At 72.0% G+C, this 14952-nt stretch carries 14 protein-coding genes; 10 read left to right on the top strand and 4 right to left on the bottom strand.

Going from position 1 to position 14952, the window contains the following annotated elements:
• Window positions 1-46: 46 nt before the first annotated feature.
• Together ACZ619_RS22095 and ACZ619_RS22090 are read right to left on the bottom strand one after the other, a co-directional pair.
• A complete protein-coding gene (locus ACZ619_RS22095; RefSeq protein WP_469601433.1) occupies window positions 47-2974 on the bottom strand; it encodes an ATP-binding protein in 2928 nt (975 codons plus the stop codon).
• A complete protein-coding gene (locus tag ACZ619_RS22090; protein WP_469601430.1) occupies window positions 2974-4800 on the bottom strand; it encodes an HSP90 family protein in 1827 nt (608 codons plus the stop codon). Before ACZ619_RS22090 ends, ACZ619_RS22095 begins: the two co-directional genes overlap by 1 nt.
• A 169-nt stretch (window positions 4801-4969) precedes the next feature.
• Between ACZ619_RS22090 and recG the strand changes: the two genes are divergently transcribed.
• The 8 genes from recG (at window position 4970) to mutM (ending at window position 12318) form a co-directional block, all read left to right on the top strand.
• Window positions 4970-7183, top strand: coding sequence for an ATP-dependent DNA helicase RecG (recG, locus tag ACZ619_RS22085; protein WP_469601427.1), 2214 nt, complete (start codon window positions 4970-4972; stop codon window positions 7181-7183).
• A gap of 124 nt (window positions 7184-7307) precedes the next feature.
• Window positions 7308-7895, top strand: a complete 588-nt coding sequence (gene rsmD / locus ACZ619_RS22080; protein WP_469601424.1) for a 16S rRNA (guanine(966)-N(2))-methyltransferase RsmD — start codon at window positions 7308-7310, stop codon at window positions 7893-7895.
• 26 nt (window positions 7896-7921) lie between these two features.
• Window positions 7922-8401 (top strand): pantetheine-phosphate adenylyltransferase, encoded by a 480-nt coding sequence (gene coaD, locus ACZ619_RS22075; protein ID WP_469601747.1) that lies wholly within the window; start codon window positions 7922-7924, stop codon window positions 8399-8401.
• A gap of 58 nt (window positions 8402-8459) precedes the next feature.
• Entirely contained in the window at window positions 8460-9560 is a 1101-nt protein-coding gene (locus ACZ619_RS22070; protein ID WP_469601421.1) for an ATP synthase subunit B family protein, read from the top strand.
• 132 nt (window positions 9561-9692) lie between these two features.
• The gene (locus ACZ619_RS22065; protein WP_469601418.1) at window positions 9693-10343 is read left to right on the top strand and encodes a YceD family protein; all 651 of its coding nucleotides are present in this window, start codon (window positions 9693-9695) and stop codon (window positions 10341-10343) included.
• A gap of 2 nt (window positions 10344-10345) precedes the next feature.
• Window positions 10346-10519 (top strand): 50S ribosomal protein L32, encoded by a 174-nt coding sequence (rpmF, locus tag ACZ619_RS22060; RefSeq protein ID WP_007493396.1) that lies wholly within the window; start codon window positions 10346-10348, stop codon window positions 10517-10519.
• 8 nt (window positions 10520-10527) lie between these two features.
• Window positions 10528-11376, top strand: a complete 849-nt coding sequence (gene rnc, locus ACZ619_RS22055; RefSeq protein ID WP_469601415.1) for a ribonuclease III — start codon at window positions 10528-10530, stop codon at window positions 11374-11376.
• An 81-nt stretch (window positions 11377-11457) separates the two neighbouring features.
• Window positions 11458-12318, top strand: a complete 861-nt coding sequence (gene mutM / locus ACZ619_RS22050; RefSeq protein ID WP_469601414.1) for a bifunctional DNA-formamidopyrimidine glycosylase/DNA-(apurinic or apyrimidinic site) lyase — start codon at window positions 11458-11460, stop codon at window positions 12316-12318.
• Here the strand turns inward: mutM and ACZ619_RS22045 are convergent.
• Window positions 12291-12692 carry a winged helix-turn-helix transcriptional regulator gene (locus tag ACZ619_RS22045; protein ID WP_469601412.1) on the bottom strand — a complete coding sequence of 134 codons (402 nt, stop codon included), beginning with the start codon at window positions 12690-12692 and terminating at the stop codon, window positions 12291-12293. The genes mutM and ACZ619_RS22045 overlap by 28 nt on opposite strands.
• Window positions 12693-12774: 82 nt before the next feature.
• Window positions 12775-13878: a CAP domain-containing protein gene (locus ACZ619_RS22040; RefSeq protein ID WP_469601410.1), complete on the bottom strand. Its 1104-nt coding sequence runs from the start codon at window positions 13876-13878 to the stop codon at window positions 12775-12777.
• A 189-nt stretch (window positions 13879-14067) separates the two neighbouring features.
• Here ACZ619_RS22040 and ACZ619_RS22035 point away from each other — a divergent pair, with 189 nt between their 5' ends.
• Complete coding sequence (locus ACZ619_RS22035) at window positions 14068-14349, top strand: acylphosphatase (protein ID WP_469601407.1); 282 nt, start codon at window positions 14068-14070, stop codon at window positions 14347-14349.
• Window positions 14350-14731: 382 nt separating this feature from the next.
• Window positions 14732-14935: a hypothetical protein gene (locus tag ACZ619_RS22030; RefSeq protein WP_093498859.1), complete on the top strand. Its 204-nt coding sequence runs from the start codon at window positions 14732-14734 to the stop codon at window positions 14933-14935.
• The last annotated feature ends 17 nt before the right edge of the window (window positions 14936-14952 follow it).

The following is a 14952-nucleotide window of genomic DNA, read 5'->3' as shown; positions in this document are numbered from 1 at the left end:
CGAAGTGGGCCGGGCGGGCCGAAGTGGGCCGGGCGGGCCGCCCCGCTCACTCCTGGGCGGGCTCCAGCAGCTGCCGCGCCTCCGCCCGCCGCGCCCGGACCGTCTCGTCGGCCGGGTCGGCGCCCTCGTAGGCGTCCAGCACCGCACGCGCGCGTGCCGCCGCCCGGGCCGGCCGGCTCAGGTCCGCCTCCAGCCAGCCCGCGGCCAGCTCGGCGCCGGTACGGCTGTGCAGCCCGTCCTCGCCCAGCGTGGCGAAGACCGAGACCGCCGCGGCCATCTCCACGAGCGCCGCCTCGAACGCCTCCTGGATCGCCGCGTCCTCGGCCTCCTCGGGCACCGAACGCGCCAGCAGGTCACCGAACTGCCGATGGGTGTGACCGAGCTCACCTGTGAGCCGCTCCGCCGCGGCCGGGTCGGACACCGTCGCCAGCGCCGCCCCGCACTCCTCGACCGCCTCCGCCATCAGCCGGCGCGCACCCTGCGCACCCGCCTCCGTGCGCAGCGCCAGCCAGGCACGGGCACGCAGCGACCGGACCAGGAAGTGCACGTTGCCCATCGCCCGCCACAAGTCGCCCGCGCGCGTGTACGCCCGGTCCGCCTCGGCGGGCAGCCCCGCGTTGCCCAGCGACTCGGCCGCCAGGTGGGCCAGCGTCGCGTGGTCGTGCTGCTCGGGCCAGTGCCGGGCGATCTCGGCCGCCTGGAGCCGCCGCTCGGCCGCCGCGTGGTGCTCGCCCAGCTCGCTCAGACAGTCCCCGAGCCACCACTGCGTCTGGACCACCGCGCCGTCGCCGTGCTTCTCGGCGCTCAGGTCGGCCAGCGCCGACTCCAGCACCTCGGCGGCCTCCGCGAACCGCCCCTGGCGCAGCAGGAAGCCGCCCAGCTGATGCCGGGCCCAGGCCCCCAGCGTGCCGCTCTCCCCGGCCTCGTCGGCCCAGTGCGCCGCCTCCAGGGCGTGCTCCGCCGCCTCCTCGGCGGCCCCCCGCCCGCCGACGACCTCGGCGAGCTGGAGACGCAGCTGGGCCCGCCCCACCGGCTCCACGTACGGCCCGCCGTGTTCCAGCGCCGAACGCAGCGCCCGCTCCGCCTCGGCCATGTCGCCCTGCTCGTGGGCGAGCGCGGCCACCCGCACCTCGTACTCCACCGCGAACCACGGCAGCTGCGCGCCCACGAACTGCGCCGACGCCTGCCGGAACAGCTCGCCGGCCCGCTCCCGGTCCCCGGCGTGCTCGGCCAGCTCCGCGAGCATCGCCCGCGCCTCGGCCGCCCGGGACACCAGCCGCACATCGGACCCGCCGCGGCCGCCGACCAGCGCCAGTACCTCTCGCACCGCCCGCTCGGCGTCCGCGGCGCCCTCGGACCGCTCGTGCACCCGGCGCATCAGGATCCGCGCCCTGCTCATCAGCACCGACGCCGTCTGCCGCACCCCGGTCGCGTCGTCCGCGTACAGCGCGAGAATCCGGTCGTACGGCTCCTCGATCGCGGCCGTCGCCTCGTCCAGCTCCCCGGACAGCGCCCGTACGTACGCGGCACGCGCGTGTGCCGCGACCGCCTCGCCCTCGTCGCCGGCCTCCGCGTACAGCTCGGCCGCCCGCTCGAACAGCCCGACCCCCTCGGGGCCCCGGCCCATCGCCGTGTGGTCGGCGATCTCCGCGCGCACGTACGCGTCCACCTCGGTGTCCGGGGCGTCCTCGACGGCGCGCGCGACCTCTGCCCACGCCTCCAGGGCGTGCGGCTGGAGCGTGTCCGACAGCCTGCGCGCCTCCGCGAGGAGCTCGGGCAGCTCCCGCCGCTCCGGCCGCTGGGGCGCGCGCTCCCGCACGACCGGCGCGGACGGCACGGCGGGCGCCGTGCGCGCGGCCCGCACGCCCAGCGGCAGCCGGTCCACCAGCGGCCGCTGCGCCATGCGCTCCCGCAGCCGGTCGCCGACGTACGAGGTGCCGTTGCGGGCGTCGAACCGCGCGGCCAGCTCCTCGGCCTCCGCGCGCGCGTGCCCGGCGAGTTCCCCGGCCGTCCACGCCCGCCCACCGGGCCCCGGCACCCGCTGCCCGCCGAGCCCCAGCCCGGTCAGCCGCTCCATCAGCAGCGCCACCACCGCCATGAAGTCCATCCGGCTGCGCGGCTGCCCGCCGTCCGTGAAGTAGGCGGGACGTTCCGCCAGCAGCTCCAGACCGCGCGCCTCGTTGCCGGTCAGCGCACAGAACTCCACATGGTCCGCGTAGGCGCCCCGCATGCTCTCCATCGGGCGCACGAGACGGAAACCGCGCAGATGGTGGGCGCGCGCCTCGTCGGCCCGGCCCAGCCGCAGCAGCGGGGCCAGCGAGGAGGCGAGCACCGTGTGCGGCTCGTGGGCGCAGCTGTACTCGCCCTCCAGCACCGGCCCCCACAGCTCCAGCGCCTCCGCGTCCCGGCCGTTGCGCAGCTGCCAGCCGCCCTGCCCGTGCAGCTCGCACGCGTGGCAGTCGGCCATCCGGTCCCGGTCCGCCGCCAGCCAGGCCGCGTACGCCCGCTCCGCCCGCGCGAGGTCGCCCACGTGCCCCGCGACACTGAACTCGGCGCTGCGCACCGCCCGCTCCGAGTGCCCCGCGAGCCGGTAGCGGTGCTCCATCTCGCCCAGCCACTTCTCGATCGAGGCGAGCGGGACGTGCGGCTGGTCCAGCATGCCCGCCGTCATCCACTTGAAGACCCAGTGCAGCGAGTGCGTCTCGTACTCGTCGAAGTCCTCGGGCCGCTCGTCCCACATCCGCAGCAGCCGCGCGAACGGGACGAACATCTTGTCCTTCTCGGAGCTGTAGTTGTAGACCTTCAGCTGGTGCCCGAGCGCCTCGATCACGGCGAGCGGGACGTTCAGCTTCTCGGCCTCCAGCAGCAGCTGCTCCGCGCGCGCGTTGCGGGCGGGCCCCTCCGGTGCCTCGGAGTTCTCCGCCATCGCCCGGCGCAGCGAGTCGAAGTCCGTGACCCTGCCGACCTCACTCATCAGCGGTCACCCTCCCCATGCGTGGCCCACTCCAGCAGGCCGATGAACGAGCGGTTGATCAGCGCCGAGTCGGCGGGGCGCAGCGGACGCTGCGCCATCAGCAGCGCCTGCCCGTAGAGCGACTCGGTCGCGGTGCCGATCAGCTCCGGGTCCTTGAGAGAACTGATCCGCCGGATCAGCGGGTTGAGATGGTTCAGCACCAAACGCGCGCGGGGCGCGCTGCCGCGCAGCGAGCCCAGGATGCCCGCCCACAGGTCGTCGGCCTGCTCCTCGGCCTCCGCGCGGGCCTGCTCATGGCGGGCGGCGCGGTCGTCGAGATGGAGGGCGGGGACCGACAGCGGGTGGAAGGCGCGCAGCACGATGTCGCACTGCAACGGTTCCAGCCTGGCCCGGGCCACCGCGAGGAAGCCCGCCAGCGCCAGCTCCTCCGCCGGGTCCACCGCGTCCAGGTGCGCGGTCACGGTGTCCGCGTCCAGCTCCGCGACGGCCGTCCCGGGCCGCACCGACGGCAGCGCCTCGACCAGCTCGCTGTCGTACGTGTAACCGCCGTTGACCACCCCGACGCCCTGCGCGGAGGCGATCGGCGCGACCTGCCGGTACTCCTCGACCGTCCGCGTGAAGTGCACCACCGGGTGCCGCTGCGCGAACTCCTCCAGCGACAGCTGCCCGTCGGTCGTCTCGAAGGGCAGCCACGGCAGCATCGTGCGCAGCATCTCCCCGTCGTGCCGGGCCAGTGACTTCACGCCCAGGTGGTGCACGGACAGGAACGCCGACAGCCGTTCCGGATCACCCGCCGCCAGCCCGGTCAGCCAGGACCTGATCCTCTCGCCCAGCGCCTCCCGCACGGCGGCCAGGGTCTCGTCCTCGTACAGCGACTCGCGCGAGGCCGTCGGCCGCAGACTGTCCGTGTCCAGCACACAGCGCACGAAGAACGCCCAGTCCGGCAGCAGCTGTTCGGCCCGCTCGGTGAGCAGCATGCCCTTGAGGTGCACACGGTGCGTGGCCCGCTGCGCCGGACTCACCGCCGCCGGCAGCACGTACGCCACCCCGCGGATCCCGGCCAGCGGCACGTCCAGCGCGATCGAGTCCAGCGGTGTGAACCCGAACAGCTCGTGACAGTGCCGGGCCAGCGCCACCCGCCGGGTCGCGGGGGAGGGGTACGGCCGGTCCCAGGGCGCGGGCAGATCGGTGACCGCCTCCTCGCCCACCCGGACGTCGTACGGCAGCAGCGCGCCGAAGTCCCGGGCCAGCGCCAGCACCCGCCGCTCGTCCAGCCACTCCGCCGCGCCCGCCCGCGCCACCAGGTGCACGGTGGTGCCCGGCTCGGGCCGGGCCCCGGGCGCCAGCGTCCGCACGGTGTACGAACCGTCGTCGCGCGCCGTCCACTCCACGGGCGGCGCGTCCGGCGTCCGGGCGCTGTGGCTGACCACCCGGATCCGCTCGGCGACCACGAAACAGGCCAGCAGCCCGATGCCGAACTGGCCCAGGAAGTCCGAGCGGGCCTCCTGAAGCCCGTCCGCCCGCTTGGAGCTGCGCCCGATGGTCGCCAGCAGGCTGTGCACGTCCGACTCGGTGAGCCCGACGCCGCTGTCCTCCACGCGCAGCGAGCTGCCGTCGGCGTACAGCCGCACCCGGGCCGGGGCGTGGGGCTGCTCCGCCCGTCTCGCGGTGATCGCGTCCACGGCGTTCTGCAGCAGCTCGCGCAGGTAGACCTTGGGACTGGAGTACAGGTGATGGGAGAGCAGGTCCACCAAACCACGCAGGTCGACCTGGAACGTATGGGGTGACTGTGATGCCTGTGATGACTGTGAGGTCTGGGAATCCATCGTCGCTGCGCCGGAGGGGGGAAGACGCGGTCGGCGCGGGGTCGGGCGGTCCCGGGTGGGGTGGTGACCGCGGAAGGATGGCCGGAGCGCGTCATCCTATGACTCAAAACGACCGTCTGACCAGGACTTTCCCGAACCGTATCCGGCATTGTCAGTGGCGTGGTGTGCAATGGATCTCGTGCCCGCACTGGAAGAACCACTGAAGAAGGTGCTCGGCCCAGCCACCGCGAAGGTGATGGCCGAGCACCTCGGCCTGCACACGGTCGGCGACCTCCTGCACCACTATCCCCGCAGGTACGAGGAGCGCGGCCAGCTCACCCACCTCGCCGACCTGCCCATGGACGAACACGTCACGGTGGTCGCCATGGTCGCCGACGCCCGTCTGCACACGTTCGCTTCCTCCAAAGCGCCCCGCGGCAAGGGCCAGCGCCTGGAGGTCACCATCACCGACGGAAACGGCCGGCTCCAACTGGTCTTCTTCGGCAACGGCGTGCACAAGCCCCACAAGGAACTCCTGCCGGGCACCCGCGCGATGTTCGCCGGCAAGGTCTCGGTCTTCAACCGCCGCCTCCAACTGGCGCACCCGGCCTACGAGCTGCTCAGCGGCGAGGACCCCGCCGAGTCCGTCGAGAGCTGGGCCGGAGCCCTGATCCCCCTGTACCCGGCCACCGCCAAGCTGGAGTCCTGGAAGATCGGCAAGGCGGTCCAGACCGTGCTGCCCAGCGCCCAGGAGGCCCTGGACCCCCTGCCGCCGACGCTCCGCGAGGGCCGCGGTCTGCTGCCGCTGCCCGAGGCCCTCCTCAAGATCCACCGCCCGCACACCAAGGCCGACATCGCCGGGGCCCGCGACCGCCTCAAGTGGGACGAGGCCTTCGTCCTCCAGGTGGCCCTCGCCCGCCGCCGCCACGCGGACGCCCAACTCCCCGCGGTGGCCCGCCGCCCGTCCCCCGACGGCCTCCTCACCGCCTTCGACGACCGCCTCCCCTTCACCCTCACCGACGGCCAGCAGAAGGTCTCGAAGGAGATCTTCGACGACCTCGCCACCGAGCACCCGATGCACCGCCTCCTCCAGGGCGAGGTGGGTTCGGGCAAGACCATGGTCGCCCTGCGCGCCATGCTCGCCGTCGTCGACGCGGGCGGTCAGGCGGCCATGCTCGCCCCGACCGAGGTGCTGGCCCAGCAGCACCACCGGTCGATCACCGAGATGATGGGGGAGCTGGCCGAGGGCGGGATGCTCGGCGGCGCGGAGCACGCCACCAAGGTCGTCGTCCTCACCGGCTCGATGGGCACGGCCGCCCGCCGGCAGGCGATGCTGGACCTGGTCACGGGCGACGCGGGCATCGTGATCGGCACACACGCGCTGATCGAGGACAAGGTCCAGTTCCACGACCTGGGCCTGGTGGTCGTCGACGAGCAGCACCGCTTCGGTGTCGAGCAGCGCGACGCCCTGCGCGGCAAGGGCAAGCAGCCGCCCCACCTGCTCGTCATGACCGCGACCCCCATCCCGCGCACGGTCGCGATGACGGTCTTCGGCGACCTGGAGACCTCCGTCCTGGACCAGCTCCCGGCCGGCCGCTCCCCGATCGCCACCCACGTGGTCCCCGCCGCCGACAAGCCCCACTTCCTGGCCCGCGCCTGGGAACGGGTCCGCGAGGAGGTGGCCAACGGCCACCAGGCCTATGTCGTCTGCCCCCGCATCGGCGACGACGTCGACGAGGCGGCCGCCTCCGGGAAGGCGAGGAAGTCGGCCGAGGACGAGGCGGAGAAGCGCCCGCCGCTGGCCGTCCTCGACGTGGCGGACCACCTCGCCAAGGGCCCGCTGAACGGCCTGCGGGTGGAGGTCCTGCACGGCCGTATGCACCCCGACGACAAGGACGCGGTGATGCGCCGCTTCGCCGCGGGCGACACGGACGTCCTGGTCGCCACCACGGTCATCGAGGTCGGTGTCAACGTCCCCAACGCCACCGCCATGGTGATCATGGACGCGGACCGCTTCGGCGTCTCCCAGCTCCACCAGCTGCGCGGCCGGGTGGGCCGCGGCTCGGCGCCCGGCCTCTGCCTGCTGGTCACGGAGATGCCGGAGGCGAGCGCGGCCCGCCAGCGCCTCACGGCGGTCGCCTCGACCCTGGACGGCTTCGAGCTGTCGCGGATCGACCTGGAGCAGCGCAGGGAGGGCGACGTACTGGGCCAGGCCCAGTCGGGCGCCCGCTCCAGCCTGAGGGTCCTGGCGGTGATCGAGGACGAGGAGATCATCGCGGAGGCGAGGGAGGAGGCGACGGCCCTGGTGGCCCGGGACCCCGAACTGACCGACCTCACCGGCCTGCGAACGGCTCTGGACGCCCTCCTGGACGAGGAGCGGGAGCAGTACCTGGAGAAGGGCTGAGCGAACGTGCCCGGCGGGGGCGCGGGACCGTGTCGGCAGGCGGCTGCCGCCGTGCGGGCGCGAGCGGCCACGACGCACGTGCTGCCAGACTGAATCCGCAACCACCCCGGACCGAGGATTCAAGATGACCCGCGTGATCGCAGGCGCAGCCGGCGGACGCCGGCTCACGGTGCCGCCAGGCACCGGCACCCGGCCAACTTCCGACCGCGCACGCGAGGGACTCTTCTCCACCTGGCAGTCCCTCCTCGGCGGCCCCCTGGACGGCGAACGCGTCCTCGACCTCTACGCCGGTTCGGGCGCCGTGGGCCTGGAGGCGCTCTCGCGCGGCGCCGGCCACACCCTGCTCGTGGAGGCCGACGCCAGGGCGGCCCGGGTGATCCGGGAGAACGTGAAGTCCCTCGCCCTCCCCGGCGCCGAGGTCAGAGCGGGCAAAGCGGAACAGATCGTCCAGTCCCCGGCGCCCTCACAGCCGTACGACCTCGTCTTCCTCGACCCCCCGTACGCGGTCACAGATCACGATCTTCGGGAGATTCTCCTCACACTCCACTCCGGAGGCTGGCTCGCGCCCGACGCCCTCGTCACCGTGGAGCGCAGCACCAGGGGCGGCACGTTCCACTGGCCGGCGGGCTTCGAGGACCTGAGGTCCCGTCGCTACGGCGAGGGAACGTTTTGGTACGGTCGCGCCGCCTCTACGTGCGAAGACGCACGATGACCGGACCGGAGAGCGAGGGATCACAAGTGCGCCGCGCCGTCTGTCCCGGGTCGTTCGACCCGATCACCAACGGACACCTCGACATCATCGCCCGGGCCTCCCGTCTCTACGACGAGGTCTACGTCGCGGTGATGATCAACAAGTCCAAGAAGGGCCTGTTCGAGATCGACGAGCGGATCGACCTGATCCGCTCGGTCACCAGCGACTACGGCAACGTCCGCGTCGAGGCGTTCCACGGCCTCCTCGTCGACTTCTGCAAGCAGCGCGAGATCCCCGCCATCGTGAAGGGCCTGCGGGCCGTCAGCGACTTCGACTACGAGCTGCAGATGGCGCAGATGAACAACGGTCTGACCGGCGTCGAGACCCTGTTCGTGCCGACCAACCCCACCTACAGCTTCCTGTCCTCGTCGCTGGTCAAGGAGGTGGCCCAGTGGGGCGGCGACGTGTCCCACCTGGTGCCGCCGCCCGTTTTCGAGGCTCTCAACAAGCGTATTCACAGGGACTGATGGGGCTACAGTCGTCCCGTCCGTCTCCAACACGGCTGTAGAGAGTGGCGAGCGCAGGGTGGACGTACAGAAGAAGCTCGACGAGATCGTGGCCACGGTCTCCGGTGCCCGGGCCATGCCCATGTCCGCGTCGTGCGTGGTCAACCGCGCCGACCTGCTCGCGATGCTCGAAGATCTGCGCCAGGCGCTGCCCGGCTCCCTCGCGCAGGCCCAGGAGCTGATCGGCGACCGGGACCAGATGGTCGAGCAGGCCCGGATGGAGGCCGAGCGGATCATCGAGACCGCGCACGTCGAGCGCGGTTCGCTGATCTCCGGCACCGAGGTGGCCCGCCGCTCGCAGTCCGAGGCCGACCGCATCCTCACCGAGGCCCGTCAGGAGGCCGAGGAGGTCCGCGCCGAGGCCGACGACTACGTCGACTCCAAGCTCGCCAACTTCGAGGTCGTCCTCACCAAGACGCTCGGCTCGGTCGGCCGCGGCCGCGAGAAGCTGCTCGGCACCGGCCCGGGCCTCGACGAGCAGGGCTACGAGGACGAGGACGCCCCCGAGCGCAGCCACGACCCCGAGACCCTGCGCCGGGACGCCGACGCCTACGTCGACACCAAGCTGGGCGCCTTCGAGGCGGTCCTCGCCAAGACCCTGGAGGCGGTCGGCAAGGGCCGCGCCAAGCTGCACGGCCGGATCGCCACCGACGACCTCGGCGCCCTGGCCGAGGACAGCACGACCTTCCAGCACTCCAGCGACGCCGACTACCTCGCCGACCTCGCGGCCCTCGCCGACCAGGACGGCCGGGCGGCCCGGACGGCCCAGGCCGAGCAGCCCGCCGCCCGGCCCCAGCAGCAGCCGCAGTACGACCAGCAGCCGGTGCAGCAGCCCGTGGCGCAGGATCCCTACGGCTACCCGCAGCAGCAGGACCCCTACGGCGGCTACCCCCAGCAGCAGCCCGCCTACGCCCAGCAGGACCCCTACGGGTACCAGCAGGCGGACCCGTACGCCGCGGCCTACCAGGGCTACGACACCGGCCAGCAGCCCGCGTACGACCCCCAGCAGCAGCCGGCCCAGCACCAGCAGTCGTACGCGCTCGACGAGACCAGCCTCTTCGACACCAGCATGATCACGCCGGAGCAGCTGCGCGCCTACGAGCAGGGCCGGGGCCTGTAGCGACCGGGCGGATTGGGCCGACAGCGAAAGGTCCAGTATCCTGGCTGTTCGGTCGCGCCTACGTCCGCGATCCACGCTGCCCGGGAGCTCTTCCAGGCGGCGTCCCTCTGAGTTCGAAGATCGAAAGCAGGAATGGCTCCTCACGCGCGCCTCGACCACCGCAACCCGTTCGTGTTCGACACACACGAGCTGGGCCGGCGTCCTGGTGCCCTGCAGCGCCTGTCCCGCACGGTCGACGCTCCCCAGGACTTCGGCATCAAGGGAGTCATCGGAGTGCCGGAAGGCGCCCCGGTGGAGCTCGAACTCCGGCTCGAGTCGGTCATGGAAGGTGTGCTCGTCACAGGCACCGCCCGTGCACAGGCCGAGGGGGAGTGCGTAAGGTGTCTGGAGCCGCTCGGGCAGGAGCTCGAAGCGGACTTCCAGGAACTGTTCTCGTACCCTGACGCCGACGACCGGGGCCGCGTGATCGCGGAGCCGGGCGACGACGCCGAGGACGACGAGGACAGGTACTTCATCGAGGACGGCCTGTTCGACCTCGAAACCGTGCTGCGTGATGCGGTGGTGCTCGCACTGCCGATGCAGCCGGTGTGCCAGGACGACTGTCCAGGGCTGTGCTCCGAGTGCGGAGCCCGTCTTGCGGACGACCCGGACCACCACCATGACGCCGTCGACATCCGTTGGGCGGCTTTGCAGGGACTCGCCGGTTCCACCAGGGACGGCGAGAAGGACGAGATGAGCGGCGCTGACGCGGAAGCGGGCGTCGACGAGAAGCAGGAGAAGTAGCCGTGGCTGTTCCGAAGCGGAAGATGTCGCGCAGCAACACGCGCCACCGCCGGTCGCAGTGGAAGGCTGCGGTCCCCACCCTGGTTGCGTGCGAGCGCTGCCACGAGCCCAAGCTGCAGCACATCGCGTGCCCGTCTTGCGGCACCTACAACAAGCGCCAGGTCCTCGAAGTCTGAGCGGCCAGGTGAGAGGCACTGTGTCCAGTCCCAAGAAGGCGGATGACGCCAAGGCGGACCCGTCCGCCAAGAAGAAGACGGACAACACAGCCTCGTCCCACACGCTTCTGGAAGGGCGGCTCGGCTATCGGCTCGAGTCCGCCCTTCTGGTGCGTGCGCTGACCCACCGTTCCTACGCGTACGAGAACGGCGGTCTGCCGACGAACGAGCGGCTGGAGTTCCTCGGTGACTCCGTCCTCGGCCTCGTCGTCACGGACACGCTGTACACCACGCACCCCGATCTGCCCGAGGGCCAGCTGGCCAAGCTCAGGGCAGCGGTCGTGAACTCGCGTGCGCTCGCGGAGGTGGGCCGAGGCCTCGACCTGGGCTCCTTCATCCGGCTCGGCCGCGGTGAAGAAGGCACGGGCGGCCGGGACAAGGCGTCCATCCTCGCCGACACCCTTGAAGCGGTGATCGGCGCGGTCTATCTCGACCAGGGCCTCGACGCGGCGTCCGAGCTGGTGCACCGGCTCTTCGACCCGCTGATCGAGAAGTCCTCGAACCTCGGAGCCGGCCTGGACTGGAAGACCAGTCTCCAGGAGCTCACCGCGACGGAGGGCCTCGGCGTGCCCGAGTACCTGGTCACGGAGACCGGCCCCGACCACGAGAAGACCTTCACTGCTGCCGCCCGCGTCGGAGGCGTCTCGTACGGCACCGGCACCGGCCGCAGCAAGAAGGAGGCGGAGCAGCAGGCCGCCGAGTCCGCCTGGCGCGCCATCCGCGCCGCCGCGGACGAACGCGCCAAGGCCAAGGCAGCCGAACAGGCAGCCGCGGCCGAGCAGGGCGACGGTCCGTCGTCCGCCGCCGCCTCCGCCTGACGAACAGAGCAGACCGAGCGCCCGCCTCCGTGCCACGGAGGCGGGCGCTCGGACCTTCCACGGTCCCGCACAGGAGCCCCGATGCCTGAATTGCCCGAGGTCGAGGTCGTACGGCGCGGTCTGGAGCGGTGGGTCGCCCACCGGGTCGTGGCCGAGGTCGAGGTGCTGCACCCGCGTGCGGTACGGCGGCACGTGGCCGGAGCCGACGACTTCGCGCACCGACTCAAGGGGCACCGCGTCGGCACGCCGAGCCGGCGCGGCAAGTACCTGTGGCTGCCGCTGGAGGACACCCACCAGTCGGTCCTCGCCCACCTCGGGATGAGCGGCCAGCTGCTGGTGCAGCCGCACGCGGCACCGGACGAGAAGCACCTGCGCATCCGCGTCGGGTTCGCCGACGAGGTCGACACCGAACTGCGCTTCGTCGACCAGCGCACCTTCGGCGGACTGTCGTTGCACGACACCACCCCGGACGGGCTGCCCGACGTCATCGCGCACATCGCCCGCGACCCCCTCGACCCGCTGTTCGGCGACGAGGCCTTCCACCAGGCGCTGCGCCGGAAGCGGACCACCATCAAGCGGGCGCTGCTCGACCAGTCGCTGATCAGCGGGGTCGGCAACATCTACGCCGACGAGGCCCTGTGGCGGGCCCGTCTGCACTACGAACGCCCCACGGCCGGCCTCACCCGCCCGCGGACGGCCGAACTCCTCGGCCATGTGCGGGACGTGATGAACGCGGCCCTGGCCGTCGGCGGCACCAGCTTCGACAGCCTGTACGTCAACGTCAACGGCGAGTCGGGCTACTTCGACCGCTCGCTGGACGCGTACGGCAGGGAAGGGCTGCCCTGCCGGCGGTGCGGTACGCCGATGCTCAGGCGGCCCTGGATGAACCGGTCCAGCTACTTCTGCCCGAAGTGTCAGCGGGTGCCGCGGGCCTCGTCGTAACGCTCGCGGGCGGTCAGCACCTCGTCCATCCGGCTCTCCACGAAGTGCACGACGGACAGCAGACGGTCGGCGATCTCGCGGCCGAGCGGGGTGAGCTCGTAGTCGACGCGCGGCGGGTTGGTGGGCTGGGCCTCGCGGTGCACCAGACCGTCGCGCTCCAGCGCCTGGAGGGTCTGGGAGAGCATCTTCTCGCTGACGCCGTCCACGCGGCGGCGCAGCTCGTTGAACCGGAACGAACCCTCGTGCAGCGCGCTGAGCGTGAGTCCGCCCCAGCGGCCCATGACGTGTTCCAGGGTGGTGCGCGAGGGACAGGCCCTGGCGAAGGCGTCGTACGGAGGCGGCAGCTCCTCGGCGCGGTCCTGCGTGATGGTCATGGACCAAGGGTAAGGGAGCGCAGCGCTAACCGACAGGGCGCGCTAACCGATGGTTAGTGCACCCTGCCGGTCGGTCGCGGGCTCAGTACCCGAAGTCCTGCGTCCACCACGGGCCGCCGTCGCCGAACTCCACCCCGACCCCGAGGGTCTTGAAGTCGCAGTTCAGGATGTTGGCGCGGTGGCCCTCGCTGTTCATCCAGGCGTCCATGACCGCCTCGGCGGTGGTCTGGCCGCGGGCGATGTTCTCGCCGCCGAGGTTGCTGATGCCCGCCGCGGCCGCCCGGTCCCAGGGCGTCTTGCCGTCCGGGTCGGTGTGGTCGAAGAAGTCCCGCGCGGCCATGTCCGCGCTGAACGCCTCGGCCAGCTCGGTCAGCGAGGAGTTCGCCGACAGCGCGCTGCAGCCGACCTTGGCCCGCTCCTCGTTCACCAGCTTGAGCACCTCGGCCTCGGCGGCGGCCGCCTCGGACACGGTGATCGGCGCGGCCGACTTCGCCGGGGCCTTGGACGCCGTCTTGGAGGGCGTGGCCGTCGGCTTCTCGGTGGACGGCGTGGCGCTCGGCGTCGGCTCCTCGCTCGCCTTCTTCGCCGGGGCCGAGGGCGAGGCGGTGGACGCGGTCGGCGCAGGCGAGGCGGAGCGCTGGGTGGCCCCGCCGGCCGCGGTGCCGGTGCTGTCGGCGCTGCCGGAGGTGCCGCCCTGCTCGGTGGTCGTGTTGCTGGGCGCTCCGTCGGCCTGCACCTGCTCGCCGCCGGCCGTGCCGCTGTTGCCGCCGAGCTTGTAGTTCTCCAGCCCCGGCACCACGCCGGTGGCCACGGCCACCGTGCCGATGGCCACGGCGGCCGAGACGCCGAGCAGACCCGTCGCCACGGGCCGCCCGCCCTTCTTCCTGCGCCGGTGGCCGCTGCCCGAGGGGACGCCGCCGCCGGGGGCGAACTCCTCGGCGGAGAAGACGGCCGTCTCGTCGGCGCGGGCGAAGTCCTCGGTCGAGTACAGGTAGGCCGAGCTGCGCGCGTTGGCGTCGGCGTACTCCTCCTGGCGCAGGTAGGGCGCCGTGCCCGTGCCGTACCGGAGGGCCGCGTACGAGTCCTGCGACTCGTGGCCGCCGGTGTACGGGCCGTCGTTCTCAGTGATCCCCGTGGCGCGGCCCGTGGCGGCGCGGCCGGCGGCGGAGCGTCGGTGGCGTCCCATGTCCTTGCCTTCTTCCCTCGTCCTCGCGGTCGGGGTCGACCAGGGGCCGGTGTGGCCAGTGACTGTTTCTGGTCAACCAGGCTCACTCGATCGAGTGAGTTTCATATGAGATTCATTGGGTGGGGACGGTACCGCATGGTGCTGAGGGAGGAAGTGTCCCGAGTGACATTGGCCGGTTAGGTTGCACCCATGAGCGAGGATGTACGACTGGTCGCCTGGGTCCGTGGACACGTGCAGGGCGTGGGATTCCGCTGGTTCACACGGGCCAAGGCGCTGGAGATCGGCGGGCTGAGTGGTTTTGCTCTCAATTTGGGGGACGGCCGCGTCCAGGTGGTCGCCGAGGGCTCCCGGAACGGCTGCGAAGGGCTGCTCGACTGGCTCCAGGGGGCCGACACGCCCGGGCGGGTGGAGGGTGTCACCGAGATCTGGGACACACCCCGGGGCGGCTACGACGGCTTCGCCATCCGCTGAGTCCGAGCGGTCAAGCGGCGCGGGCGGAAGCGGAGCGAACTGCCACCGGCATGTGCCCGGAGCAGAAAGAGCCTGGTGGTTGCCAAGAACCGCCGGTCGTGGCAGGCTCCGCAGGTAGAGATGATCGCCACGCCCTGAGGGCCCCGCAGGAGTCGCAGCGCCGCCCGGTCAGGGCCGCCCGCCCCCGGGTTCGCCCGCCAATACAGGGCGTGATCGTGTTGACCGTCAAACTTTTTGGTGAGACGCTGAAAGCCCCGCGCACCTTAGCTGTTTGGCATGGCGCAACAGTCGAGCAACACCCGGTGTGCCAAGCACCGCGGGTGCGAATCCCTCACGACCCACACCGCTTCGGTCGGTCACTCAGTGTGGAGGACCATCCATCATGGCAAAGGCGCTTCTCGGTTACGTCGGCGGCTCCGACCCGCGACTCCTCGCCGAGATGCGACGGCTCCAGCAGCGTGTCCAGGACCTCGAATCCGAGCTCGTACGGATCCAGGCCGAGAACGACGCGCTGACGGCTGCCGCTTCTCCCGACAGGATCATGGAGAGCATCGACGCAAACCAGGCGGAGCCTGCGCTCACCTGATCGCTGCATCGCTCCAC

The sequence above is a fragment of the Streptomyces sp. NPDC104367 genome (assembly GCF_055583825.1).
The sequence above is the reverse complement of the archived record's forward strand: the minus strand, read 5'-3'. Positions and strand labels throughout refer to the sequence as shown.

Bases quoted from the DNA above. Each gene is read 5' to 3' on its own strand.
- ACZ619_RS22035 (WP_469601407.1), top strand. From the start codon at position 14,068: ATGAGCGAGGATGTACGACTGGTCGCCTGGGTCCGTGGACACGTGCAG.
- ACZ619_RS22090 (WP_469601430.1), bottom strand. From the start codon at position 4,800: ATGGATTCCCAGACCTCACAGTCATCACAGGCATCACAGTCACCCCAT.
- ACZ619_RS22045 (WP_469601412.1), bottom strand. From the start codon at position 12,692: ATGACCATCACGCAGGACCGCGCCGAGGAGCTGCCGCCTCCGTACGAC.
- mutM (WP_469601414.1), top strand. From the start codon at position 11,458: ATGCCTGAATTGCCCGAGGTCGAGGTCGTACGGCGCGGTCTGGAGCGG.
- ACZ619_RS22065 (WP_469601418.1), top strand. From the start codon at position 9,693: ATGGCTCCTCACGCGCGCCTCGACCACCGCAACCCGTTCGTGTTCGAC.
- rsmD (WP_469601424.1), top strand. From the start codon at position 7,308: ATGACCCGCGTGATCGCAGGCGCAGCCGGCGGACGCCGGCTCACGGTG.
- recG (WP_469601427.1), top strand. From the start codon at position 4,970: ATGGATCTCGTGCCCGCACTGGAAGAACCACTGAAGAAGGTGCTCGGC.
- ACZ619_RS22030 (WP_093498859.1), top strand. From the start codon at position 14,732: ATGGCAAAGGCGCTTCTCGGTTACGTCGGCGGCTCCGACCCGCGACTC.
- ACZ619_RS22040 (WP_469601410.1), bottom strand. From the start codon at position 13,878: ATGGGACGCCACCGACGCTCCGCCGCCGGCCGCGCCGCCACGGGCCGC.
- ACZ619_RS22095 (WP_469601433.1), bottom strand. From the start codon at position 2,974: ATGAGTGAGGTCGGCAGGGTCACGGACTTCGACTCGCTGCGCCGGGCG.